The sequence below is a fragment of the Sandaracinobacteroides hominis genome, assembly GCF_016464365.1.
Taxonomy (GTDB): Bacteria; Pseudomonadota; Alphaproteobacteria; order Sphingomonadales; family Sphingomonadaceae; genus Sandaracinobacteroides; species Sandaracinobacteroides hominis.
On the sequence record NZ_JADCUC010000005.1, the window covers coordinates 144308 to 167726 of the forward strand.

At 66.9% G+C, this 23419-nt stretch carries 23 protein-coding genes; 10 read left to right on the top strand and 13 right to left on the bottom strand.

Annotation, left to right across the window (positions count from 1 at the left end):
- Nucleotides 1-26 precede the first annotated feature (26 nt).
- The 3 genes from msrB to IM784_RS11935 are packed head-to-tail and all read right to left on the bottom strand — an operon-like array spanning nt 27 to nt 2142.
- Nucleotides 27-425 carry a peptide-methionine (R)-S-oxide reductase MsrB gene (gene msrB, locus IM784_RS11925; protein ID WP_199555559.1) on the bottom strand — a complete coding sequence of 133 codons (399 nt, stop codon included), beginning with the start codon at nt 423-425 and terminating at the stop codon, nt 27-29.
- Nucleotides 422-1549, bottom strand: coding sequence for a 3-dehydroquinate synthase (gene aroB, locus IM784_RS11930; RefSeq protein WP_199555560.1), 1128 nt, complete (start codon nt 1547-1549; stop codon nt 422-424). The genes msrB and aroB overlap by 4 nt, the downstream gene beginning before the upstream one ends.
- Entirely contained in the window at nt 1546-2142 is a 597-nt protein-coding gene (locus IM784_RS11935) for a shikimate kinase (protein WP_199555561.1), read from the bottom strand. Before IM784_RS11935 ends, aroB begins: the two co-directional genes overlap by 4 nt.
- A 21-nt stretch (nt 2143-2163) precedes the next feature.
- On the opposite strand from IM784_RS11935, the gene IM784_RS11940 reads away from it, so the two are divergent.
- Nucleotides 2164-3951, top strand: coding sequence for a hypothetical protein (locus IM784_RS11940; RefSeq protein ID WP_199555562.1), 1788 nt, complete (start codon nt 2164-2166; stop codon nt 3949-3951).
- A gap of 80 nt (nt 3952-4031) precedes the next feature.
- On the opposite strand, the gene rplI is transcribed toward IM784_RS11940, so the two are convergent.
- The 5 genes from rplI to IM784_RS11965 all read right to left on the bottom strand — a co-directional run bounded on the left by rplI (nt 4032) and on the right by IM784_RS11965 (nt 11022).
- The gene (gene rplI / locus IM784_RS11945) at nt 4032-4637 is read right to left on the bottom strand and encodes a 50S ribosomal protein L9 (RefSeq protein WP_199555563.1); all 606 of its coding nucleotides are present in this window, start codon (nt 4635-4637) and stop codon (nt 4032-4034) included.
- A 12-nt stretch (nt 4638-4649) separates the two neighbouring features.
- On the bottom strand, nt 4650-4874 hold the full coding sequence (rpsR, locus tag IM784_RS11950; RefSeq protein ID WP_140929080.1) for a 30S ribosomal protein S18: 225 nt from the start codon (nt 4872-4874) through the stop codon (nt 4650-4652).
- A 3-nt stretch (nt 4875-4877) separates the two neighbouring features.
- Nucleotides 4878-5339, bottom strand: a complete 462-nt coding sequence (rpsF, locus tag IM784_RS11955) for a 30S ribosomal protein S6 (RefSeq protein WP_199555564.1) — start codon at nt 5337-5339, stop codon at nt 4878-4880.
- A 127-nt stretch (nt 5340-5466) separates the two neighbouring features.
- Nucleotides 5467-10149, bottom strand: a complete 4683-nt coding sequence (locus IM784_RS11960) for an NAD-glutamate dehydrogenase (RefSeq protein WP_199555565.1) — start codon at nt 10147-10149, stop codon at nt 5467-5469.
- Between the two features lie 138 nt (nt 10150-10287).
- Nucleotides 10288-11022, bottom strand: coding sequence for a hypothetical protein (locus IM784_RS11965; RefSeq protein WP_199555566.1), 735 nt, complete (start codon nt 11020-11022; stop codon nt 10288-10290).
- A gap of 175 nt (nt 11023-11197) precedes the next feature.
- On the opposite strand from IM784_RS11965, the gene sseA reads away from it, so the two are divergent.
- From sseA to IM784_RS11980, 3 genes are read left to right on the top strand one after another with little or no spacing between them, the layout of a single operon-like run.
- Complete coding sequence (gene sseA, locus IM784_RS11970) at nt 11198-12037, top strand: 3-mercaptopyruvate sulfurtransferase (protein ID WP_199555567.1); 840 nt, start codon at nt 11198-11200, stop codon at nt 12035-12037.
- 18 nt (nt 12038-12055) lie between these two features.
- Nucleotides 12056-13273: a cystathionine beta-lyase gene (metC, locus tag IM784_RS11975; protein ID WP_328799522.1), complete on the top strand. Its 1218-nt coding sequence runs from the start codon at nt 12056-12058 to the stop codon at nt 13271-13273.
- On the top strand, nt 13251-14690 hold the full coding sequence (locus IM784_RS11980; RefSeq protein WP_199555568.1) for an amidase: 1440 nt from the start codon (nt 13251-13253) through the stop codon (nt 14688-14690). The genes metC and IM784_RS11980 overlap by 23 nt, the downstream gene beginning before the upstream one ends.
- A gap of 13 nt (nt 14691-14703) precedes the next feature.
- Here IM784_RS11980 and IM784_RS11985 read toward each other — a convergent pair whose 3' ends face one another.
- The 3 genes from IM784_RS11985 to IM784_RS11995 are packed head-to-tail and all read right to left on the bottom strand — an operon-like array spanning nt 14704 to nt 16992.
- Nucleotides 14704-15477, bottom strand: a complete 774-nt coding sequence (locus tag IM784_RS11985) for a segregation and condensation protein A (RefSeq protein WP_199555570.1) — start codon at nt 15475-15477, stop codon at nt 14704-14706.
- Nucleotides 15474-16490 carry a beta-N-acetylhexosaminidase gene (gene nagZ / locus IM784_RS11990; RefSeq protein WP_199555571.1) on the bottom strand — a complete coding sequence of 339 codons (1017 nt, stop codon included), beginning with the start codon at nt 16488-16490 and terminating at the stop codon, nt 15474-15476. Before nagZ ends, IM784_RS11985 begins: the two co-directional genes overlap by 4 nt.
- A 19-nt stretch (nt 16491-16509) precedes the next feature.
- Nucleotides 16510-16992 carry an MAPEG family protein gene (locus IM784_RS11995; protein WP_199555572.1) on the bottom strand — a complete coding sequence of 161 codons (483 nt, stop codon included), beginning with the start codon at nt 16990-16992 and terminating at the stop codon, nt 16510-16512.
- A 65-nt stretch (nt 16993-17057) separates the two neighbouring features.
- Between IM784_RS11995 and rpmF the strand changes: the two genes are divergently transcribed.
- From rpmF to IM784_RS12025, 6 genes are all read left to right on the top strand, one after another.
- A complete protein-coding gene (rpmF, locus tag IM784_RS12000; RefSeq protein WP_199555573.1) occupies nt 17058-17237 on the top strand; it encodes a 50S ribosomal protein L32 in 180 nt (59 codons plus the stop codon).
- A 120-nt stretch (nt 17238-17357) separates the two neighbouring features.
- Nucleotides 17358-18485 carry a phosphate acyltransferase PlsX gene (plsX, locus tag IM784_RS12005; RefSeq protein WP_328799523.1) on the top strand — a complete coding sequence of 376 codons (1128 nt, stop codon included), beginning with the start codon at nt 17358-17360 and terminating at the stop codon, nt 18483-18485.
- A gap of 1 nt (nt 18486) precedes the next feature.
- Nucleotides 18487-19449 carry a beta-ketoacyl-ACP synthase III gene (locus IM784_RS12010; protein ID WP_199555575.1) on the top strand — a complete coding sequence of 321 codons (963 nt, stop codon included), beginning with the start codon at nt 18487-18489 and terminating at the stop codon, nt 19447-19449.
- A gap of 256 nt (nt 19450-19705) precedes the next feature.
- Entirely contained in the window at nt 19706-20044 is a 339-nt protein-coding gene (locus IM784_RS12015) for an integration host factor subunit alpha (RefSeq protein WP_235977138.1), read from the top strand.
- On the top strand, nt 20044-20484 hold the full coding sequence (locus IM784_RS12020; RefSeq protein ID WP_199555576.1) for a MerR family transcriptional regulator: 441 nt from the start codon (nt 20044-20046) through the stop codon (nt 20482-20484). Before IM784_RS12015 ends, IM784_RS12020 begins: the two co-directional genes overlap by 1 nt.
- A 90-nt stretch (nt 20485-20574) precedes the next feature.
- Nucleotides 20575-21306: a ParA family protein gene (locus tag IM784_RS12025; protein ID WP_199555577.1), complete on the top strand. Its 732-nt coding sequence runs from the start codon at nt 20575-20577 to the stop codon at nt 21304-21306.
- Between the two features lie 10 nt (nt 21307-21316).
- On the opposite strand, the gene IM784_RS12030 is transcribed toward IM784_RS12025, so the two are convergent.
- Complete coding sequence (locus IM784_RS12030; RefSeq protein WP_199555579.1) at nt 21317-22639, bottom strand: ATP-binding protein; 1323 nt, start codon at nt 22637-22639, stop codon at nt 21317-21319.
- A complete protein-coding gene (locus IM784_RS12035; RefSeq protein WP_199555580.1) occupies nt 22639-23373 on the bottom strand; it encodes a response regulator in 735 nt (244 codons plus the stop codon). Before IM784_RS12035 ends, IM784_RS12030 begins: the two co-directional genes overlap by 1 nt.
- Nucleotides 23374-23419: the final 46 nt, after the last annotated feature.

Sequence of the window (23419 nt, forward strand, 5' to 3'; positions counted from 1 at the left end):
GGTCGCGCGGCTGGCCGGTGCGCCGTCTAGGCGTCGGGTACGAAGTCCAGCGCGACCCCGTTGATGCAATAGCGCAGGCCGGTTGGCGGCGGACCATCGGGGAACACATGCCCCATGTGGCTGCCGCAGTTGGCGCAATGCACTTCCATCCGCACCATGCCGTGGCTGGTATCGCGCGAGGTTTCAATGCCACCCTCTACCGGCGTATCAAAGCTCGGCCATCCGGTTCCGCTTTCGAACTTGGTGCCCGATGTGAACAGTGGCTGCCCGCAGCCGGCGCAGACGAACTGGCCAGCCCGCTTTTCACGCAGCAGGTCGCAGCTGCCCGGCCGTTCGGTGCCGTGCTGGCGCATCACCTGATATTGTTCCGGCGTCAGCTTCTGCCGCCATTCTCCGTCGCTCAGCTGGAATGGGAATTCGCTCATGCAGCGCTCCTCCGTTCGCTCGATCCGCTCAGGTCGGCTTGCAGAAAGGCCGTCACTGCCTCCAGCGGCACGCCCTTGGCAACAAAGGCGTCGCCGATCTCGCGCGCCAGGATAAAGGGCAGGCCGTCCGCCGTCTTTTTCTTGTCGTGCGCCATGTGCGCTACCAGCCGGGCGGCCGCGTCGGCAGAAATTCCGGCCTCTGCCGGCCAGGCCATCATGCCCAGCGATTGCAGATGCGCCGTCAGCCGTTCGGCATCCGCTTGCGGGCAAAGCCCGCGCAGCGCCGAGAAACGAAACGCCTGCGCCATGCCGATGCCCACGGCCTCGCCATGCAGCAGCTTGGTGGAAAAACCCGTCTCCGCTTCCAGCGCATGGCCAAAGGTGTGCCCCAGGTTCAGGAGGGCGCGAACATCGTCGGTCTCCCGCTCGTCGGCGGCAACGATCGCGGCCTTCGCGCGGCAGCTTTGCGCCACCGCATGCGCCAGCGCCTGCGCGTCTCCGGCCAGCAGCCGAGGGGCATTCGCTTCGCACCATTCATAGAATGCCGGATCGGAAATCAGCCCGTACTTCACGATTTCGGCATAGCCTGCCCGCATTTCACGCGCTGGCAGTGTGGTCAGGCAATCGAGATCCGCCCAGACCGCCAGCGGCTGGTGAAAGGCGCCGACCAGATTCTTGCCGGCCTTGGTATTGATGCCGGTCTTCCCACCCACCGAGCTGTCGACCATCGCCAGCAGGGTGGTGGGAATCTGGATGAAATTCGTCCCGCGCTTCAGGATCGCAGCGGCAAATCCCGTCAGGTCGCCGATCACGCCGCCCCCCAGCGCCAGCACCACGTCGGAACGCGTAAGGTCCAGCGCCAGCAACCGGTCCAGCAGCTGCTCCAGCTGGGCAAAGCTCTTGGTTCCTTCGCCCGCCGGCAGCACGATGGGCGTCGGCTCGAACCCCTGAAGCCCGGCGACCAGCGCCGGGAGGTGCCGTGCGGCCACGCTTTCGTCCGTAATGATGGCAACACGCTTGCGCCTGGTGAACGCCGCGAGCCGCTCCCCCGCCTGCGCCAGCAATCCCCGCCCTATGGAAATGCTGTAGCTTCGGTCGTTCAGGGCAACAGGTACATCGATCATGTATGCGCTTTCGGGTCGCGCCGGCGCAGTTCGTCAAGGATGGCATTCACCGTTTCCTCGTGCGGACCGTTTGCCGACAGAATGCGGATTGGCGCCTGCGCATAGCAGGGGCCACGCACCGCCATCAATTCGGTAAGAACCTGTTTCGGATCGCGATCCACCAGCAAGGGGCGATGTCCCCGCCTGGCGACGCGCTGCACCAGCGTATCGATCTCCGCATCCAGCCACACCGCCGTCCCATCGCGCAGGATCAGCTCGCGCGTCGCGGCATCGACAAAGGCGCCACCCCCCGTGGCAATCACCTTGTGGCCCGTCTCCATCAGCCTGGCGATCACCCGCCGCTCGCCGTCGCGGAAATGCGGCTCGCCAAAACGCGAGAAGATGTCGGAGATCGGCATCTGCGCCGCCGTCTCGATCTCGGCGTCGGCGTCGACGAACGGCCAGTGCAGCCGGGCCGCCAGCCGCTTGCCCACCGTGGACTTGCCCGATCCCATCAGCCCGACCAGCACGATCGGCCGCCGCCGCCAGTCGGGGCGCAGCCGTTTGCCGTCGGTTGCGGCAATCGCAGGGGAGGGGGCTTCCGCTTGCTTCATCGCCGCCGCTATAGGGTCGCCATGCCTTTGCGTGCAAATCCTCTCCGGAACCCGCGTGCGAGCCTGCTGCTCGCTGCCTCGCTGCTCCTTGCAGCGCCTCTTGCCGCCCAGGACGCAGCGCCACCGACGTCGGGCGGGGCGCCGAAGTCCCTGCTACCCGATGATATAGCCACGCCTCCGCCGCCGCCCGCCGGCACCGTTCAGGCCGACACGCCGGAAATCTCGGCCGGGCCAACGGATATCCCGGGCTTCGACCCCCTGCCGGCTCAGCAGCAGACCGCCGAACTTCCCAAGCCGCAGGAGACGGAAGAGGTCGATCCGCTGGCGCTTCTCGCCGGCCCCACCGTCTCGCCGGACTTCGCCGGCTTCCTGACGCCTGCCATCGGCGGCTATCCGGCCGATCTGTTCTCCGGCGCCGACGGACGCTTCCTTGCCACGCTGCTGAACCGCCTCGACGCACCGCTCGCCAGCCGCTGGGCGCAGGTCATGCTGCAGCGGGCGCTGGTCAGCCGCACCACGGCACCCGCCTCCCTGGCTCCTGCCGATTGGGTTGCTGCCCGCAGCTCGGCACTGACGGCAATGGGCGATGCAGCCGACGCCCACCGGCTCGCCTCCTCCATCACCATCGACAGCTACACCGAGCGGCTCTACGCGGCGGCCGCGCAGGCTTCGCTGGCGACCGCCGATCCGATGGCGCTGTGCCCCCTGTCGCCCACTGCCCGGGTGCTGACGGCCACGCCGACATGGACGCTGATGGATGCGATGTGCCTGGCGATCCTGGGCGACGATATCGGCGCCACAGCCATGTTCGACCGGCTGCGCAAGGACGGGGATGTCTCCGCCTTCGATATCGGGCTTGCCGAACGGGTGGCCTCTGCAACAGGCGGCAGCCGGCGCGGAGCGAACCCGGAGTGGAGCGAAGTGAAGGGCGGCCTTACCGCCTGGCGAATCGGCCTTTCCAGCGCCGCCGGGCTTGAGCTGCCCGAAGAATTTCTGCGCAATGCCACTGTTGCACAGCGGGCTTGGATCGTCCGCCTGCCCGCACAAAGTATCGGCCAGCGCGCCGGCTTTGCACCGGCAGCCGCCGCGACCGGAGCCGTCAGCACCGCTGAGCTGAACCGCATCCTTGCCGCCGAAGCCGCCGGGCTCGATCCGGCTCAAGCCGGCAACAGCCCGGGCGGCCAGTTGCGCACGGCCAATTTGGCTGCCGACATCGGCGACCGGCTGGACGCAATGAAGTCGCTCTGGGGCCGCGCACCAGCAGGCTCACTGGAAAATTATGGCTGGCAGATCTCCACGGCACCTGCTGCCGCCCGGATTCCCGCCAGCAGCGGCCTCGCACCGGATGCGCCGGCGATTGTCGCCTCGCTTGTCAGCGCCGGCATCACGCCCAGTGCCATCCGCTGGTGGGCGGCAACGGCGGACGCCGACAGCGACGTGCGCGCAGCGGTCTGGGCGCAGCTGGTCGCGGTTTCGACCTTGCCGCTCGATTCGGGCCTCTACGACAAGTGGGCGGGCAAGGTCTCGCCGCACCGGGCACAGCTGCTTGCGGCCGGACTGCAGGGCCTCGGCCGGGGCAGCGTGGGCGCCGAGATCACCCCCATCACCAACGACTGGACGCGGGCGCTGGATCGCGCTGTCGCCTCCCGCCGCACGGGTGAAGTGATGGTAATTGCCGCCACCGGACTGCAGGGAAGCTGGGGCGACGTGCCACCAGATTATCTTCGCCGCATCGCTGCCGCGCTCACCGCCGTGGGCCACGCTGCCGAGGCGCGGCTGATCGTGGCTGAAGCCGCCAACCGCGGCTGACCGTTTCCCGATACGGACCCGATACAGAAAGGGGCGCCCACCTCGCAGTGGGCGCCCCTGAATCTGCAAACCTGAGGCTATCAGGCTTCCGAAGCGGCTTCTTCGCCAGCTTCGTCGGCTGCAACTTCCGCCGTCGCGCCGGGTTCGGCGTTCGGATCGAAGTCTTCCGTGAAGCCAGCTTCTTCGCGCTCGAAGAGGTCGGCGGTCACGTCGACGCCCTTGGCCTGCAGCTCGGCTTCTTCCGGCGAGCGGGCGACATTGACCTTGGCGGTCAGCGTCACTTCCGGGTGCAGCACCAGCTTCACTTCGGAAATGCCCAGCAGCTTGATCGGCTTGTCCAGCACCACGGCCGACTTGACGATCTTGTGGCCAGCTTCGCTGATGGCTTCGGCCACGTCGCGGGCCGAGACCGAACCGTAAAGCGCGCCAGCGTTCGAGGCCTGGCGGATGAGGACAACCGACACGTCGGTCATCGTCTTCGCCTGCGCTTCGGCGGCTTCACGGCGCTTGGCGTTGTCGGCTTCGATCGTTGCGCGCTGCGCTTCGAACTTCGACTTGTTGGCTTCGGTGGCGCGAAGGGCCTTGCCGCGCGGCAGCAGGAAGTTCCGCGCGAAGCCGGGCTTCACGGAAACGACATCGCCGATGCGGCCGAGCTTTTCGACGCGTTCGAGAAGGATCACATCCATCGAATATGCTCCTTACTTGACGAGGTAGGGCAGCAGGCCGAGGTGGCGTGCGCGCTTGATGGCTTGCGAAAGTTCGCGCTGCTTCTTGGCGGAAACCGCCGTGATGCGCGAAGGGACGATCTTGCCCCGCTCAGAGACGAAGCCCTGCAACAGGCGGATGTCCTTGTAGTCGATCTTCGGCGCATTGTTGCCCGAAAAGGGGCAGCTCTTGCGGCGACGGAAAAACGGGCGTGCCATGGCTTACCAGGCTCCTTCTTGAGTGCGCTCGCGCGGGGCGCGCTCGGGGCGGTCGCCCCGGTCACCACGATCCGGACGGGGGCCGCGATCACCACGTTCGCCGCGCTCGCCCCGGTCACCGCGTTCCCCACGCTCGGCGCGGTCGGACTTCTTCATCATCGCCGACGGGCCGGCTTCCAGCGCATCCACGCGGATGGTCTGATAGCGGATCACGTCTTCGTTCAACGCAACCTGGCGCTCCAGCTCCAGGATCGCCGGCGCCGGGCCGTCGATGTTCAGCAGCACATAGTGCGCCTTGCGGTTCTTGGCGATGCGATAGGCAATGTTGCGCAGACCCCAGTATTCGGTGGTGGCAACGGTTCCGCCCATGTCGGTGATGATCTTGCTGAAGGCCTCGGTAAGGGCCTCCACCTGCGCGGGCGCCAGATCCTGACGCGCAAGATACACATGCTCGTAAAACGGCATGATGTCTCTTTCTCTCTTGCCGATCGGCTGGCCTGCGGCGAATTCCGCTGGCCCCTCCGGCTTTCTTCGGGAGGCGCGCCCCTAGCGGAAACGCGCCCCGACTTCAACCCCGTTCACCTTCCTGCGCTCACTCCGAAAGCGCGTGGCGGGCGATCGTCGCCAGATGCGCCAGCATCGGCAAGGTCGGCGCACCGGATTGCCGCGCCGCCTGGATTGTCCGGGCCAGCGCGGAAACATCGGCGTCGTGCGACTTCAGCCACGCCTCCGCATCCGCCAGCGGGTCTCCGCCATCAGCCGCCAGCCGCCGGATCAGGTCCAGCCGCATGGATTCAAAGCCGCGCGCCGTAGTCGCGGCCAGCAGCCGCTCCCAGTTGTCGGCCGGGTTCAGGGCCTGTGCGGCTCCTTGCGCCCAGTCGATCCCCAGCGCCTCGCCCAAACGCGTATAGGCCTGCGCCGTCTTGCCCTCGTCGAGGTTGAGGTCAGAGGCGAGCGCCACCACGCCCGCCGCTCCGGAAAGCGCGTTCAGCGTGGCGATCCAGTCGACGACATTGGCCGGTGCACCAGCCGTCGTCAGCCGCTGCCGCACCGCCTCCACCTGCGCCCGCGGCTCCGGCCGCAGGAGATTGTCCAGCTTGCCCAGCAACCGCTTCAGGCCTGGCGCAAGGCGGGCAGACAGCCGCGCCGGGCTTTCAGCGCCGCTGCGGCGGGCGAGATCGCCCACCAGCGTGCGGGTGATCCTGGCCGCCTCCGCATGCAGCCCCAGCGCGACCTGCGCCGGCACCTGTGCCGAATCGATCGCCTTCCACAGGCTCTCCAGATCAAACAGCGTCCGAGCCGAAACGAAGGCAGCGGCGATCGTGCTCAGCGGGCAGCCAAGCTCCGCCGCCAGATCATGCCCCAGCGTCAGCCCGCCCCGGTTCACCAGCAGGTTCGCGAGCTTGGTGGAAACGATTTCCCGCCGCAGCTGGTGGCCGCGGATCTCGCCGGCGAAATCCTCGCGCATGGCAGGCGGAAAGGCGCGGAACAGATCCTCCTCCAGCAGCGGATCGCCCACCACCGGCGATTGCACCAGCGTGTCCTTCAGCTCCATCTTCGTATAGGAGAGCAGCACCGCCAGCTCCGGCCGCGTCAGGCCACGCCCCAGCCGCTTGCGCTCCTCGATCTCGCGCGGCCCCGGCAGACCCTCCACCACCCGGTCCAGCCGGCCGGAGGCTTCCAGCATCTCCATCAACTGCACATGGTCGGCCAGCCGCGGCGCGGCGTGCGATTCCGCCACCGACAGCACCAGAGTCTGCGCCGCGTTGTTGGAAAGCACCAGCGCCGCCACCTCGTCGGTCATGCTTGCCAGCAGGGCGTCGCGCTTGGGCATGTCCAGCTTGCCGGTGCGTGTGGCCGACGACAGCGCGATCTTGATGTTCACCTCATGGTCAGAGGTGTCGACGCCTGCCGAATTATCGATGAAATCGGTATTCAGCCGCCCACCGTGGCTCGCATATTCGATCCGCCCGGCCTGTGTCGCCCCCAGGTTGGCGCCCTCGCCGATCACCCGGGCACGAATCTCGCCACCGTCCACCCGCTGCGAATCGTTGGCGCGGTCGCCGACCTCGGCATGGGTTTCCGACGCTGCCTTCACATAGGTGCCGATGCCGCCGAACCACAGCAGGTCGACCTTCGCCTTCAGGATCGCCGTCATCAGCTCGGATGGCGCCATCGCCTCGGCCGTCACCCCCAGCAGGGCCCGCACTTCCGCCGACAGCGGAATCGATTTCTGCGAACGCGGGAATACACCGCCGCCCGCCGAGATCAGCTTGGGATTATAGTCCGCCCAGCTGGAGCGCGGCAGGGCGAACATCCGCGCCCGCTCCTTCCAGCTCTTCGCGGCATCCGGCGAAGGGTCCAGGAAGATGTGGCGATGGTCGAACGCCGCCACCAGCTTCAGCGATTTCGACAGCAGCATGCCGTTGCCGAACACGTCGCCCGACATGTCGCCGACGCCGGCCACCGTCACCGGATCCGTCTGCACGTCCACGCCCATTTCGGCAAAGTGCCGCGTCACCGACACCCAGGCACCGCGCGCGGTGATGCCCATCGCCTTGTGGTCATATCCAACCGACCCGCCCGAAGCGAAGGCGTCGTCCAGCCAGAAGCCGGTATCCTCCGAAATCGCATTCGCGGTATCGGAGAAGGTCGCCGTCCCCTTGTCGGCTGCCACCACCAGATAGGGATCGTCGGCATCCAGACGCCGCACATTCTCCGGCGGCACCACCTTGCCCTCGACATCCAGATTGTCGGTGATCGACAGCAGCGTGCGGATGAAGATCTTGTAGGCTTCCTGCCCCTCCTTCGCCCAGCCGTCGCGGTCCACGGCCGGGTCGGGCAACTGCTTTGGATAGAATCCACCCTTGGCGCCGGTCGGCACGATCACCGAATTCTTGACGATCTGCGCCTTCACCAGCCCCAGCACCTCGGTGCGGAAATCGTCGCGCCGGTCAGACCAGCGCAGCCCGCCCCGGGCAATCGGCCCACCGCGCAGGTGAATGCCCTCCACGCGCGGCGAATAGACCCAGATTTCCCGCCAGGGCAGCGGCTTCGGCAGCCCCGGAACCTTCGCCGACTCCAGCTTGAAGGCGAGCGCCGCCGGACCGCCCGGCACAAAGGCGTTGGTGCGCAGCATCGCGGCGAGCAGCCCGTGGAACAGCCGAAGGATACGGTCGTCGTCGATCGCCTGCACCTCGTCCAGCGTCTCGCGGAAGTCTTCCTCCGCCGCCTTCGCCTGCGCGTCCGTACCCTTGGCGGAATGCCGCGCGCGGAACAGCGCGATCAGCGCCAGCGTCGCCGGCCGGTTCCGCCGCAGCACGTCGACCACGGTCTGGATCGAATAGGAGGTGCCCGTCTGCCGCAGGTAGCGGAACCAGGCGCGCAGCCAATTGGCTTCCTCGGCGGTCAGCCCTGCGGCCGGAATCAGCGCGTTGAACGGGTCGTTCTCCTGAACGCCGGTCAGCACTGCATCCAACGCCGGGTTCACCACCTTGCAGAATGCGGGAAGGTCGGCCGGCGGGATCGAGGTTTCCAGCTTGAAGTCGTGGATCCAGCCGATCTCGCCGTCGGCCAGATCATAGGGAACCTCTTCGATCACCCGGAAGCCGAAATTCTCCAGCATCGGCACCGAATCCGACAGCGGTATGATTTCCCCCAGTCGATAGATTTTCAGCCGGATCGTCGAATCCGGGTCGCCCGCCCGCCGATACAGCGCCACGTGCCGGTCGTCCGGCGTCGAAAGCTCGGTCAGCCGCAGAATATCGTCGGCTGCCTCGGCCGGCGTGAATTCCGACCTATAGCCGGGCGAGAAGGCCCGGCCATGCGTCATTGCCAGCCGTGCCGCGCGGATCGCGCCCGCACGGCCCACAAGCGCCATCTCCAGGTCGTCGTCCCAACCGCGCGTCAGCTGCACCAGCCGCTGGTTCAGCCGCTCGCTGTCCGGATCCTGTGTGGTCTCCTCCACCACATAATGCACGCGTGCCAGCCCCTCGGCGCGCAGCTCCGCGTCGAACTTGCCCAGCTTCCCCCCATATTCCGCTTCCAGCATGTCGCCCACGCGGACGCGCAGGTCGGCCGAATAGGTTTCGCGCGGAATGTAAACGAGGATGGAGGCCTTGCCCGAGCGGGTATCGCGGCGCGCAAACAGCTGCGGACGCGGCCGATCCTGCAGCGACAGCAGGCCCTTCGCCATGCCCAGCAGCTCTTCGGTGTCAATCTGGAACAGCTCTTCGCGCGGGAAGGTCTCGATCACATGCGTCAGCGCTCGCCCGGCATGGCTGCGTGGCGTGAAGCCCAGCCGCTCGGTCACTTCCGCCACCTTGCGCCGCACCAGAGGCACCCGGCGCGGACTCTCCCGCAGTGCGGCGCTGGCAAACAGGCCGACGAAGTGCGTCACGCCCGAAACCTTGCCGTGGCTGTCGAAGCGGCGCACGGAAATCACGTCCAGCGGCACCGAGCGATGCACGGTGGACCGCAGCGGCGACTTGTGGATGCTCACCGGCTCGTCGGCGCCGCCTTCTTCCTCCGGCGCCGGCCAGTGGGCGTTGTCGCGCAGCAGCCCCAGCCGCTGTGCGCCATCAGCCGCCCCCAGCAGGGTGAAATTGTCGGCCGCCAGCCACTCCAGGAAAGCGATATTCTCGGCCAGCACATGCGGGGCGATCGGCGGCGGACTGTCGTTCAGCGTCCGTGCCGCGCCACGCAGGTCCTTCAGCATCGATTGCCAGTCGTTCACCGCGCTGCGCACATCGGCATAGACCTGGTCCAGCTCTTGCGCGATGACACTGCGCAGCCGGGCCGGCGCCCGCTCCACATCCATCAGGATCAGGCTCTCGCGCGGTGCATCCGGTTCGCCCAGCGCCACCACGCGGCCGTCGCCGTCCCGCCGGACTCCCAGGATCGGGTGCAGCAGCCGCTGGATCTCCAGCCCGTTGCGGCCGATGGCCGTTGTCGCGCTGTCCACCAGGAAGGGCATGTCGTCGGTGGAAAGCGCCACCGGCATGTGCCGATGCCCCACCTCGCCCTCGCCGGCGCCGATGCGGATATTGTGCGCGCCTGCTCGCCGCACCGCAAAGGCCTGGAAGGCGAAATCCGCCATCCGGTCGAGGTCTGCTTCTGCAAGCCCCTCGATCTCCGCCGGGGTGGCCGTGGCAAACAGCAACTCGCGGAACTGGCTCCGCAACGCCGGCGGAAAGCTCGTCGGATCAATTGCCGCCCCCTGTTTCACACCGCTGGACTTGGATTCTGCGTCAGACTTCTGCGCCGTGCTCGGCATCAGCCACCTCGTTCCGGTGCGGGAAATTCCCGCTGTGTCTCGCCCGGAGGTCGGGTCACCCGCCTCCATTTTCGCCCGATATGCGCCAGCTTCCGGCGCGCTTCAAGCGAAGGGCTTGTTACAGAGGTAGCAGTCCAATCAGCGCCCCGCACCACCTTCCATGCTGCCGTGCATCCAGTCGATGGCGGCCGCCAGCTCGCGGTGCAGCGCTGCCGTCTCCCGCGCCGACAGCAGCTTGCGCCAGCTCGCTACCACCACGGCGGCCGGCGCCCCGTCAGCAGCGTTGTCCGGCCGGAAGGGCAGGGCGATGGCCCGCAGCAGCAGATGCGCCCGCCCGCGGCCGCCTGCATCGGCTTCACCGTCGCTGTCCATCAGAGCAGGTGCACCCGTAGCCACGGCGCGAACTGCCAACGCTACCAGTCGTTCGGCAAGCGTTGCATTGCTTCGGGAATCGGCGCGCGCCAGGCCGGGCTCGATCCGCGCCAGCGCGGAAATTGCCTCTCCGGCAAACAGCAGCTCGGGATCCCCGCCCTCCGGCAAAGACAGCAGCAGGGCCTGGCCGGCCATCGCCGCGGCGACAAACTGCAGCGCTGCCGAAGCGACCGGCAGCTCGCCCTCCGGCTTCATCCCCAGCCACATGGTCTCGGCCCGGCGCACGAGACGTCGCTCGATGCCGCCCGGCGCGACCTGGCCGCTGCCCATGCGCGGTGCCAACGCAGCGTGGCTTCCCAGAATGGGCTCCGGGCGGCCCATCTCATAGCTTTCCCGCTTTGCCCACGGCTGCACCTTCTGCAATCCCGGCGCCGCGCCGCCGGCGCTCTCCCGCGCCGTCTGCAAAAGCTGCCTGATCGCGCTACTCGACAGTTGTTCCATGATTTCTGCCTTCAACAACCCGACCGACCCGCACTTGTAACGGCAAGGTTCCGGCAAGCTTGCGTGCCCATTTGCGTGCCATGGCGTGTCAATTTTTTGACATGCTTGTCGGCGTCCAAAGCCGCGTTTAAGAGGTCGGACATCGCCTGAATGGGCCTAAGGAGATGAGGTTTCGATGGACGCAATCGTCAGCGCCGAGTGGTTGAAGTCGGAACTCAGCAAGAGCGACGTGCGCATCGTCGACGCCACGCTGTTCCTGCCAGAACACAACCGGAATTCGAAGGCCGAGTTCGAAGCCGCCCACATCCCGGGCGCCGTTTTCCTCGACCTTGAGGAAGTCACCGATCCGTCTTCCGGGTTGCCGCTGATGCTGCCGCGCCCGGAAAAGTTCGCCAGCCGCGCGCAGGCGCTGGGCCTCGGCGACGGTTCGCGCATCATAGTCTATGACAACAGCCCGCTGCGCTCCGCCGCCCGCGCCTGGTTCATGTTCCGCGTCTTCGGCGCGCATCAGGTCGCCGTGTTGGATGGCGGACTTGAAGCCTGGAAGGCGGCCGGCGGCGAGCTGGAAAGCGGCAAGCCCATCGTCCGCCACCGCCACTTCACCGTCTGGGGCGATACCTCTTCGGTGCGCGATCTCGATGCCATGCGCGAGAATCTGAAGACCGGTGCCGTGCAGGTGGCCGACGCCCGCCCCGCCGGCCGCTTTGCCGGCGCCGAGCCGGAACCGCGCCCCGGCGTCCGCCCCGGCCACATGCCGGGTGCCAAGAACCTGCCTGCCACCACCCTCTATGACGAGGCCGGCAAGTTGAAGGATGCCGACGGCCTGAAGGCTGCGTTCGCAGCCGCCGGGATCGATCCGGAAAAGCCGCTGATCGCCACCTGCGGCTCGGGCGTGACGGCGGCCTCGATTGTCCTTGCAGCGCATGTCCTGGGCCTGAAGGACGCCGCGCTTTATGACGGCAGCTGGGCAGAATGGGGCTCTCAGGCCGATACACCTGTCGTCACCGGCCCCTGACCGGGCCTGACGGGGGAAGTGGGCAACAGCCACAAGCCAGAGACCTGGTCGACGTCTGCCGGACGGCGGCCGGAATGGACGCATAACCACGAACGGACCGGCGGCATCGTCAATCCGCCGGTCTGGCGCGCCTCCACCATTCTCTACCCGACCATCGCCGACATGGACGCGGCCAACACGAAACAGGACGATACCCTGTTCTATGGCCGCAAGGGCACGCCCACCACATGGGCACTTCGCGAAGCCCTGACCGGGCTCGAACCGGGCGCGGCCGGTACGATGCTCTATCCATCGGGCGTTGCCGCCATCGTCGGCGCCATCCTCTCCGTCGCCCGCCCCGGCGACCATATCCTCCTCCCGGACAGCGCCTACGATCCCACCACCGCCTTTTCCACCGGCGTGCTGAAGCGTCTGGGCGTCGAGGCAGAACCCTATGATCCGCTGATCGGCGCCGGCATCGCCGCGCTGTTCCGCCCGAACACCAGCCTTCTCCTCCTCGAATCGCCGGGTTCGCTCACCTTCGAGGTGCAGGATATCCCAGCGATGACGGCGGCTGCCCGCGCCGCCAGCATCCCCACGCTCCTCGACAACAGCTGGGCCGCCAGCCACTTCTTCAAGGGTATCGCCGCCGGCTGCGACATGGTCATGCAGGCGATCACCAAATATGTCGGCGGCCACTCCGACCTGATGATGGGCTCGGTCAGCGCCACCGCGCCCTTCTTCGCCCGCCTGCGCTCAACCGCCTGGCAGCTCGGCCAGTGCGTTTCCGGCGACGAAGCGGCGCTGGCGCTGCGCGGCTTCCGCACCCTGCCGCTGCGCATGGCGCGCCACCAGCAGTCGGCCATGGAAATCGCCTCCTGGCTGAAGGCGCATCCGCTGGTCGATCGCGTGCTGCACCCGGCCTTCCCGGATTGCCCCGGCCACGAAATCTGGAAGCGCGATTTCAGCGGCGCCTCGGGCCTGTTCGGCGTCGTCCTCAACGTCGGCAGCCGCGCGGACGCCGGGCTGTTCTGCGACGATCTTCAGCATTTCGGTATCGGCTTCTCGTGGGGTGGCTACGAAAGCCTTTGCATCCCCACCAGCCCGGAAAAGCTGCGCAAACTTCCGGGTTACAAGCCAGCGGGCCTGTCGCTCCGCTTCTCGATCGGCCTGGAAGACCCCGCCGATCTTCTCGACGACCTGTCATCCGCCCTGAAGCGCATGGAGCAATTGCATGACCGCCCCTTGGACGAGTGACGTCGCGACACTGTTGCACCAAACGGACGCCGTAGGTCTAGCCGAGCATGTGAAGCGCGGCGACGTCAGCCCCCGCGAACTGCTGGAGGCCGCCATCGAGCGCGTCGGCGCCACCAATGCCGAGTTCAACTATATCGCCCAGCATTGCGAGGATCGCGCCTTCGCCCTCGCCGATGGCCCGATGCCCGAGTCGCCGCTCGCGGGTGTGCCGTTCCTTGTAAAAGACCTCGGCATCGACATAGCCGGAGTCCGCACCGGCTCCGGCAGCCTGTTCCTGAACCATATCGCCGAAACCAATTCCAACTTCGTCGATCGTGCCGACGCCGCCGGCCTCCTCATCTTCGCCAAGACCACCACGCCCGAACTCGGCCTCACCGTCACCACCGAAAGCAAGGCCACCGGCCGCACCCGCAATCCCTGGAATACCGAACGCACGACAGGCGGCTCCTCGGGGGGCGCTGCCTGCGCCGTCGCGGCCGGGGCGGTGCCTATGGCGCAGGCGTCCGACGGGGGCGGATCGGTGCGCGTCCCGGCCTCCTGCTGCGGCCTCCTCGGCCTCAAGACCTCGCGCGGGCGCATCCCGCTGGGGCCGGGCAAGGTCGAGGACTGGAACGGCCTTTCCGGCATCGGACCGATCAGCCGCAGCGTCCGCGATGCTGCCGCGTTCCTCGACCTGTTCGGAGTTCCCGCCGCCGGAGACCGGGTGCGCCCGGCGCGCCCCGCCAGTTACCTCGCCGCACATGCCGTCGCCCCCCGCCGTCTGCGTATCGCCCTGATGATCGAGCCGCTCACCGGAGAGCGCGTCGACCCCGACGTCCGCTCCACCGTGCATGATTCCGCTTTGCTGTTGGGCCGGATGGGTCACAGCATCGAAGAAGCGCGCCCAACCATCGACATGGGGGCCCTGTCCGACGCCAATGTGTGCAACATCGCCATCAGCGTCACCCGGACGCTGACCGCCCACGCCGCCGCCGCAGGTCACGAGGCAGACGCCGAATCGATCGAGAAGATCACCGCCATGTGGCGCCACATCGGCAACGGCCGCACCGGGCTTGATCTGCAGGCGACGCTGGCGACGTTCGAACAGGCAGCGGTCACCATCGACAGCTTCTTCGATTCTTACGACATCCTGCTGATGCCGACCCTCGCCAAGCCGCCGGTCGAACTGGGCCTGCTCGATCTCGACACCGACGACCCATCCGAATTCGGCCGCGAGTTCCAGCAATTCTGCCCCTATGCCAGCCTCGCCAACATGACCGGCTGCCCGGCAATCAGCCTGCCGCTCGGCACCTCGCACGACGGCTTGCCCATCGGCGTGATGGCCATGGCTCCCTTCGCTGATGAACTGACCTTGCTGCAACTGGCGGCCGAGCTGGAGGCAGCGGTGCCCTGGGCGCAGCGCCGGCCGATGATCTAACCGGGCTTACGTCCTAGCCTTTCGGGCGCACCCGTACCATCAGCGGCCCGAAGGCCGATGCCTGGCTAAGCTCCGCAGCCCCGATGCGAGTCAGTTCCAGCGCCGCTACAAAGCTGGAGGCGATGGTAGAGCGCGTGAGCTCCGGGTCTTCGGAATCCGGCAGGAAGCGCTTCAGGTCGGTCCAGTCCAGCGCTTGCCCCAGCATCGCCGAAAGCCGCGCCAGCGCATCCTCCAGCGTCAGGATCGCCCCCCTCGCATGCGGAGTCCACGGCTCTGCCTTCGGCCGCGCATGCATCTGCCCATAGGCCGACAGCAGGTCATAGAGGCTCGCGTCGATGCTCGATTGGCGCACCGTGCGCAGCCCCTCGGGCATCCCGCGCGCAAACACATCGCGCCCCAGCAAGTCTCGGTTCACCAGCTTCTCGGCAGCCGCCCGCATCGCTTCCAGCCGCTTCAGCCGCCAGCGCAAACGGTCGGCCAGCTCATGCGGATCGGGATCCGGGCTTTCCTCCCGCGGCAGCAGCAGGGCGGATTTCAGATAGGCAAGCCAGGCCGCCATCACCAGATAATCGGCTGCAATCTCCAGCCGAAGCGCCCGCGCCTTCTGGATATAGACCAGATACTGTTCCACCAGCGGCAGGATCGGAATCGCGGCCAGATCGATCTTCTGCGTCCGCGCCAGCGACAGCAGCAGGTCCAGTGGGCCCTCCCAGCTGGCGAAACTGACGATCAGCGTATCGGCTGCCTCAGCAGCGCGTGGCGGGTCCTCGGCGAAAATCTCGTTCATGCAGCCGCGAGCAGCGCGTCGCGCCGCGCAGCAAGCGCGTCGACCGTGCCGCTTGCAGAGCCGGCCCATGCCATCGCCCGCTCCAGCCGCGCCCGCGCCGCCTCCCCGATCTCGCCCAGCGCGCCGGCCACGTCCTGCATCTCTGCAAAGTCGCCGCCGCAATGCAGGGCAATGTCGCAACCCGCCTCGATGACGCCTCTTGCACGGCCGGCCATGCTGTTGCCGCCCGGCTGGGTGCCCAGCGCGTGCATGCCCAGATCGTCCGACATCAGCAGATTGTCGAAACCAATGCTGCCGCGAACGATGTCGCGGATGATCGTCGGCGACAGCGAAGCGCACAGCTCCGTGTCCCACGCTGTGTAGAGAATATGCGCCGTCATCGCCATTGGCGCGTCCGCCAGCCGCCGGAACGGAATGAGGTCGGTCTCCAGCTCTTCCGCACTGGCCGTCACCGTCGGCAGCGCCAGGTGCGAATCCAGCGTCCCGCGCCCGTGCCCGGGAATATGCTTCACTACGCCGACGCAGCCGCCCGCCTTCAGCCCGTCCAGCGTCGCCCGCCCCAGCGAGGCAACCATGTGCGGATCGCGGCCATAGCTGCGGTCGCCGATCACCTCGTGCATGTCGTCGGCCTTCACATCCAGCAGCGGCAGGCAATCGACGTTGATGCCCAGCTCCGCCAGCATCACCCCCAGGCCCTGTGCGTTGGCGCGCGCCGCCGCCATCGCCGTCAGCGGCGCCTTCTCCCACGCCTCGCCGAACACCACCGGCGGCGGAAACTCGGGCCAGTGCGGTGGCCTCAACCGGGCCACGCGTCCGCCCTCCTGGTCGATCAGGATCGGCACGTTGGCGTTGCCCGCCAGTTCCTTCAGCGAATCGGTCAGCGCCCGAACCTGTTCCGGCGTTTCCACATTGCGCCGAAAGAGGATGAAGCCCGCCGGTTCGCATGCGCGAAACAGGGCTGCTTCAGAGGGCGAGAGCTGGGTGCCGGCAAGGCCGAAGAAGGCGGGAATCATGTTCCGCCAATGCCGGGCATCAGACCATGCCGCAAGTCGTGCAGCGCGTGATCGCGTGTGCGAAAACCACAAGAGCCAGAATGGCGACGGTCACATAGGTAAGGACCGTCCCCAGTATCCGACCCGGTCCGGGGATTCCGGGCTTCATGCCCAGCGGGTGCATCAGCCGCCCGGCCACAAAGGCGATTGCCAGCGCCACCACATACCAGCTGGCGCCAACGGCCTGTTCCGCGAGAAAGATCAGGATCAGCCCGATCGGCGCCCATTCGGTGCAATTGGCATGGGAACGAACACGCAGCAGCAATTCTGCATTGCCGCCATCACCCAGCGAAATCTGCCCACTGCGGCGCAGGGCCGATATGCGCGACGCCAGCAGAACTAGCAGAAGGCCGAGGATAGCTGCCGAAATCATGGTCACTTGCATCGCATTCTCTCCCCATCGCCGTTTATGCACTCTTGCCTTTTCGGGAATTTTGGCTAAGACCGCGCGCTCGATTCCCAACTGTCCGGGCGGTTCGGGCGCGTCAGGTGCGCGCTTCCCGCCCTTTTGATTGAAGAAGGTGCCTCATGGCCGTCCCCAAGCGCAAGACCTCGCCTTCCCGGCGCAACATGCGGCGCAGCCACGATGCGCTGACCGCGGTAGTCCCGCAGGAATGCAGCAACTGCGGCGAGCTGAAGCTTCCCCACCACATCTGCCCGTCGTGCGGCTTCTACGACGGCCGCGAAGTCATCGCTTCGGCCGACTGAGCCTTTCGCGCGTGCCCGGCTCGTGTCTGATGCCTGGCTCGTGTCTGATGCCCGGCTCCTGTCTGATGATTGGGCGAGCCGCTCCTTGCAGCAACTGAATGTGAGGATTAGGCAGGCGACGTGAGCAGCGCAGAAGAAAGTACAGCCCTTGTCGGCAAGGCCGACAGGCGACACCCCGTTATCGCGCTGGATGCGATGGGCGGCGATGTCGGGCCCGAAGTGGTGGTGGCCGGTGCAGAGGTAGCGCGCGAGCGCTATCCCGACGTGCGGTTCCGTATCTATGGCCAGGAAGGCCCCGTTCGCGCGGCGCTGTCAAAGGCCCCCCGCGTGGCGGCAGAGGCGGAAATCATCCACGTCGAAGGCGTCGTGCTGGGCACCGACAAGCCGGGCCAGGCGATCCGCCGCGCCCGCTCCACGTCCATGGGCCTTGCCATCGAGTCGGTGAAATCCGGGGATGCATCCGCTGCAGTCTCCGCCGGCAACACCGGCGCGCTGATGGCGATGGCAAAGCTTGCGCTGCGCACCATGGAAGGTATCGATCGCCCCGCGCTCGTGGCGCTGATGCCTACGCTGAAAAGCGATTCGGTGGTGCTTGATCTGGGCGCCAATACCGATTGCGACGCGGAAAACCTTGTCCAGTTCGCGGTGATGGGCGCCGCCTTTGCCCGCACCGTGCTCGGGCTCGATCGGCCGAAGGTCGCCTTCCTGAACATCGGCGAGGAAGACATGAAGGGGACCGAGGCGATCCGCGACGCGGCCGCCCTCCTTCGCACCGCCGCTGTCGACCTGCCGCTTGATTTCCTCGGCAATGTCGAGGGCAACGGCATCGCGCAGGGCAATACCGACGTCATCGTCACCGATGGCTTTTCCGGCAACATCGCACTGAAGACCGCAGAGGGCACGGCAAAGCTGGTCACCGGGCTGCTGGCAAACGCCTATCGCGCTTCGCTGCTCACCAAGCTCGGCTATCTCTTTTCCAAGTCGGCACTTCGGGCGCTGCGCGACCAGCTCGATCCCAACAACCACAACGGCGCCGTCTTCCTTGGCCTCAACGGCGTGGTGGTGAAAAGCCACGGCGGCGCCAACATCAAGGGCTTCGCCAACGCCATCGGCGTCGCCTATGATCTGGTGACACAGGATATCCACGCCCGCATTCACGCCGACATGGACAATTTCACGGCCCACCGGCGTGACAATCCGCCGGCGATTCCCCCGGCGTCGCCCAGCCCCGCCGTCGACGCCGCCTGAGATGCCCCGCAGATCCGTCATCACCGGCACAGGAAGTGCCCTGCCGCCAGGCGTCGTCACCAATCAGGATCTGGCCGGCCGGCTGGATACCAGCGACGAATGGATCGTCGAGCGCACCGGCATCCACCAGCGCCGCATCGCCGCCCCAGAGGTGAAAACCTCCGATCTCGCCGTTGAGGCAGCCGAAAAGGCGATGGCAGCAGCCGGTGTGACGGCGGCTGACATAGACCTGATCGTTGTCGCTACTGCCACGCCAGACGATACCTTCCCGGCCACCGCCACCCGCGTGCAGGCAAAGCTGGGCGTCCGCCGCGGCGCCGCCTTCGACATCGCCGCCGTCTGCTCGGGCTTCGTCTATGCGCTGACGGTCGCCGATGCCCTGTTGAAATCGGGCGGGCACAGCCGGGCGCTGGTGATCGGCGCCGAACTCTTCAGCCGAATCCTCGATTGGGAAGACCGCACCACCGCCGTCCTCTTTGGCGACGGCGCCGGCGCCGTGGTGCTGGAAGCCCGGGATGCGGGCGACCGCGGCATCCTGGCGGCGCGGCTGCATGCAGACGGCCGCCACGCTGACCTTCTCTATGTCGACGGCGGCCCCGGCAGCACCGGCACGGTCGGCAAGCTTCGGATGAAGGGCCGCGAAGTCTTCCGCCACGCCGTCGCCAATCTTTCCAGCGTCGTGGGCGAAGTCCTGGAGGATGCCGGCCTTGCGCCGGCCGATGTCGATTGGCTGGTGCCGCACCAGGCCAACGCCCGCATCCTGGAGGCAACGGCGCGCAAGCTGAACCTGCCGATCGAGCGGGTGGTGATGACGGTGGGCAGCCATGCCAACACCTCTGCCGCCTCGGTTCCGCTGGCGCTGGACGCGGCTGTGACGGATGGCCGCATCCAGGTGGGTGACATCTGTCTTCTGGAGGCTATGGGCGGCGGCTTCACCTGGGGTGCAGTCCTGCTGCGCTTCTGAAGGGCCGTTTGCCGCTATCCGGTCCATCGTGGATCCGCCGCGAAAACAGCAGACTTCGGCCCGAATAGTGCGAGAATCGTGCCGAAATCGCCGGCCTTTAACCGCCCGCGCCGGAATGCAGATGCGATTCGTCCCAGTTTCGAAGCCACAAGCCGGCGCCGAATAGTTAACCCCCTTATCATTAACTATTATCCTGATGCGAAGGGCTTTCGCCAAGCCACGCTTTTGATTAGAGTTCCTTCGGAAGGAGGGGGCTATGGTCGATTCGCAAATGCCGGGGGGCAAGACGGTATCAGGGGCGAACCATCAGGTCCCCACCCTCACGAGGGCTGACCTCGCTGACGATCTTCATCGTTCCATCGGGCTTTCGCGGGCAGAATCCGCAGAGCTGGTGGAGCAGGTTCTCGACAATATCACAGAGGCACTTCTGTCTGGCGGCAACGTAAAGCTGTCGTCGTTCGGAAGTTTCATGCTCCGGAAAAAGGGCCTGCGTGTCGGACGCAACCCGAAGACCGGGGTGGAGGTGCCGATTCAACCGCGCACCGTCCTCACCTTCAGACCCAGTCAGCTGCTCCGACAAAAGATCAACAGCTGATGCCCCCCGCAGCAAGGAGCGAGGCTCCGGGTAAGGACCCGGCGGCCTTCCGCACCATTCGCGAGGTTTCGGAGCAGCTGGATGTTCCGCAGCACGTTCTGCGATTCTGGGAAACCCGCTTTCCGGAACTGAAGCCGCTGCAGCGCGGCGGCAACCGCCGCTATTACCGCCCGGCCGACGTCGCCTTTGCCGCTGCCCTGCACAAGCTGCTCCACAAGGACGGCTACACGGTGAAAGGCGTCCGCAAGCTGATCACCGAGAATGGCGCCGCCAACCTTGTCGCCATCGCCCAGGGAGACGCGGCCGTGCCACGCAACGGCAAGCCCCCAGCAGTCCCCGACGTCGAAGAGGGCGGGGTGCTCACGCCCGCCCCGAGCATGGCTCTGCTCGACGATCTTGTGCGCCTTCGCGACCGGCTGGCAGCCGCGCTGGCCGCCTGAACTGCGTCCTGACGCCGTTTTGCCGGCTATGCGTTCCTTGCCGTCAAAGCGTCACTTGCACCTAATCTGCGGCGGGCTACAACAGCTCCCGTGAAATCCATTGCAGTCTTCTCGATCAAGGGTGGCGTGGGGAAATCCGCGACTGCCGTAAACCTGGCCCATGCCGCGGCCACAACCGGCGGTCGTCGCACCCTGCTCTGGGATCTCGATTCCCAGGGCGCGGCTACCTATCTGCTGAAGCTGTTGCCCAAAACCGGGGTAAAGGCCCGCGCCGCCGTTTCCGGCGAAGTTCCCATAAGCGAACTGGTGCTGCAGACCGAGTTTCCAAACCTGCACGTGCTGCCTGCGGACAAGAGCCTGCGCCGGCTGGAGGGCGATCTTGCCCAGAGCGACAAGCTGAAGCTCCTCCGCAAGCATCTGAAGGCGCTGGCGGCAGACTATGACCGCATCATTATCGACTGCCCGCCCGGCCTTTCCGAGCTGGCAGACCGGCTGTTCCGCGCCGTCGACCTGATCGTTATGCCTTCCATCCCTTCTCCGCTCAGCTCGCGCGCCGCGGACCAGCTGCGCGTCGAGCTGCAGAGATCGCACGAGGGCAAGCCGCCCATCCTGCCGCTCTGGAGCATGGCCGACGGTCGGCGCAAGCTGCACCGCGACAGCATCGCGCTGCACCCCGACTGGCCGATCATACCCTATGCTTCCGCCGTAGAATCGATGGCGGTTCACCAGGCGCCGGTAGCGGTGGTTCAGCCGCGCAGCCCGGCCGCGCGTGCCTTTGCCGGCCTCTGGGCCGCTGTGGAAGCTGAACTACGGAAAAACTGAACGGGGTTGGTCAGCGTGCCGCCAGCGGCAGGGTCACCCGCGCCCTCAGGCCTCCCGATCGGCGGTTCTCCATCACCACATCGCCGCCATGTGCCCGCGCAATGGAGCGGACCACCGCCAGACCCAGCCCGATGCCGCCGGTTTCCCGGCTGCGCGACCGCTCGATGCGATAGAAGGGCTCGAACACCCGCTCCTGTTCCGCGGGCGGGATGCCGGGGCCTTCATCCTCCACGTCGATCACCGCCAACTCGCCATCGCGCCACACCCGCGCATGGGCGCTGCCGCCATAGCTTTCGCCATTTTCCAGCAGGTTCGACACCAGCCGGCGCAGGCCCAACGCATCGCCTTCCACCACCAGCGTATCCAGCACCTCTGCACTCACCTTGCGCCCCGTTTCGGCAAGATCGTCGGCCACCTTCTCCACCAGCGAGCCCAGCTCCAGCCGCTGCCGCTCGGTCGGCTGGCTGTCGGTCCGGGCCAACCCCAGCGTCGCCTGCACCATGGCTTCCATCTCGGCCACGTCCCCCCTCAGCTTGTCGCGCTCGCGGCTGTCCAGCGCCTCCAGCCGGAAGGCAAGTCGCGTCAGCGGCGTTCGCAGGTCATGCGCGATCGCGCCCAGCATCTGCGTCCGGTCGGTCACATAAGCCTGCAGCCGCTGCTGCATCTGCCGGAAGGCGTCGGATGCCCGCTCCACCTCGGCGGAACCCTCCACCAGCGGCGGATGCGCGCGCGGATCGCGCCCCAGCGCCTCGGCCGCGTCGGCGAACTGCTCGAATGGCCGCGCCAGCCGCCGTGCAAAGATCCAGGCCACCGGCAGCATGGCAAAGGCACTCGCCAGGAACAGCAGCATGAACCGCTGCTCCCGCGTGTCGAACAGGCCCCGGTCAACCGGCTCCACCAGTGTCCAGCCGTCCGTCTGCCGCAAGCCAACCTCGAAATGCCCCAGCAGGGCCGGCTGCGCTTCGCCGTCCTCGGAATAGACCTCCACGAACTTGCGCCCCTGGATGTCCGTCAGGGCAATGGCGACATCCTCCGGCGACCGATTCAGTCGTATCGCCAGTTCCGCGGAAAGCCGCTTCGCCGCCGGCCCGTCGGCCGCCGCGCCCGAAGGCGCAACCGGAACCGTCCGGAACACCAGCGCCTTTTCGTTGCGCTCCTCGATCGCCCGCGCCAGCGCGCTCAGCGGAACCGTGCGCGGCGGATCGGGCGGTACCAGCACGAACAGCAGCAGATTCACCACCTGCGCCACGGCCACCGTCGCCAGCACAAGGGCGAAGATCTGCGTGAACAGCGAGCTTGGAATTTCGTGCGGCGCTGGCCGCGCCTTGGACATCAGCGCCTGACGACGGCAGGCGTGAACATATATCCCTCGTTGCGCACGGTACGTATCAGCTCGTCGTGCGCATGCGCGCCAGAGAGACTGGGGGATTGCATGGCGCCGTCCAGCTTGCGCCGCAGCCGGCTGATCTGCACGTCGATCGACCGGTCGTAGCTGTCTGCCTCACGCCCGCGCGCCAGATCCAGCAGCTCCTCGCGTGCCAGCGGCTGCTGCGGCCGCTCTACGAACACGCGCAACAGAGAGAATTCGCCGTCGGAAAGGGTGATCAGCACCCCGTCGGGCGAGGTAAGCTCGCGCCGCACCAGGTCCAGCCGCCAGCCGGCAAACTCGGCGACGACGCCCGCTCCATCGCCGGCAGGCTCCTGCCGGCGACGCAACACGGCGCGGATGCGCGCCAGCAGCTCGCGCGGGTTGCAGGGTTTGGGCAGATAATCGTCGGCGCCTACTTCCAGCCCGACGATGCGGTCGCTGTCCTCGCCCATGGCCGACAGCATGATGATCGCCGGGCCGCCGGGCTTCGCAAGGCGCCGGGCAATCTCCAGCCCATGTTCGCCCGGCATCATCAGGTCCAGCACCACCAGGTCGAACGGCTTCTGGGACTTGCCGATGGCGCGGTCCATCGTGCTTCCGTCTTCCGCGGTGGTCACGTCATAGCCGTGTCGGCCCAGGAAATCAGACACCAGGTCCCGAATTCCGGGATCGTCATCTACCAACAGGATGCTCGGCATTGTTCTAGGCTTTCCTGCCTGCTCAGTCTGCCAAGCCCTAGAACAT

Bases quoted from the DNA above. Each gene is read 5' to 3' on its own strand.
- msrB (WP_199555559.1), bottom strand. From the start codon at position 425: ATGAGCGAATTCCCATTCCAGCTGAGCGACGGAGAATGGCGGCAGAAG.
- aroB (WP_199555560.1), bottom strand. From the start codon at position 1,549: ATGATCGATGTACCTGTTGCCCTGAACGACCGAAGCTACAGCATTTCC.
- IM784_RS11935 (WP_199555561.1), bottom strand. From the start codon at position 2,142: ATGAAGCAAGCGGAAGCCCCCTCCCCTGCGATTGCCGCAACCGACGGC.
- IM784_RS11940 (WP_199555562.1), top strand. From the start codon at position 2,164: ATGCCTTTGCGTGCAAATCCTCTCCGGAACCCGCGTGCGAGCCTGCTG.
- rplI (WP_199555563.1), bottom strand. From the start codon at position 4,637: ATGGATGTGATCCTTCTCGAACGCGTCGAAAAGCTCGGCCGCATCGGC.
- rpsR (WP_140929080.1), bottom strand. From the start codon at position 4,874: ATGGCACGCCCGTTTTTCCGTCGCCGCAAGAGCTGCCCCTTTTCGGGC.
- rpsF (WP_199555564.1), bottom strand. From the start codon at position 5,339: ATGCCGTTTTACGAGCATGTGTATCTTGCGCGTCAGGATCTGGCGCCC.
- IM784_RS11960 (WP_199555565.1), bottom strand. From the start codon at position 10,149: ATGCCGAGCACGGCGCAGAAGTCTGACGCAGAATCCAAGTCCAGCGGT.
- IM784_RS11965 (WP_199555566.1), bottom strand. From the start codon at position 11,022: ATGGAACAACTGTCGAGTAGCGCGATCAGGCAGCTTTTGCAGACGGCG.
- sseA (WP_199555567.1), top strand. From the start codon at position 11,198: ATGGACGCAATCGTCAGCGCCGAGTGGTTGAAGTCGGAACTCAGCAAG.
- IM784_RS11980 (WP_199555568.1), top strand. From the start codon at position 13,251: ATGACCGCCCCTTGGACGAGTGACGTCGCGACACTGTTGCACCAAACG.
- IM784_RS11985 (WP_199555570.1), bottom strand. From the start codon at position 15,477: ATGAACGAGATTTTCGCCGAGGACCCGCCACGCGCTGCTGAGGCAGCC.
- nagZ (WP_199555571.1), bottom strand. From the start codon at position 16,490: ATGATTCCCGCCTTCTTCGGCCTTGCCGGCACCCAGCTCTCGCCCTCT.
- rpmF (WP_199555573.1), top strand. From the start codon at position 17,058: ATGGCCGTCCCCAAGCGCAAGACCTCGCCTTCCCGGCGCAACATGCGG.
- IM784_RS12010 (WP_199555575.1), top strand. From the start codon at position 18,487: ATGCCCCGCAGATCCGTCATCACCGGCACAGGAAGTGCCCTGCCGCCA.
- IM784_RS12015 (WP_235977138.1), top strand. From the start codon at position 19,706: ATGGTCGATTCGCAAATGCCGGGGGGCAAGACGGTATCAGGGGCGAAC.
- IM784_RS12020 (WP_199555576.1), top strand. From the start codon at position 20,044: ATGCCCCCCGCAGCAAGGAGCGAGGCTCCGGGTAAGGACCCGGCGGCC.
- IM784_RS12030 (WP_199555579.1), bottom strand. From the start codon at position 22,639: ATGTCCAAGGCGCGGCCAGCGCCGCACGAAATTCCAAGCTCGCTGTTC.
- IM784_RS12035 (WP_199555580.1), bottom strand. From the start codon at position 23,373: ATGCCGAGCATCCTGTTGGTAGATGACGATCCCGGAATTCGGGACCTG.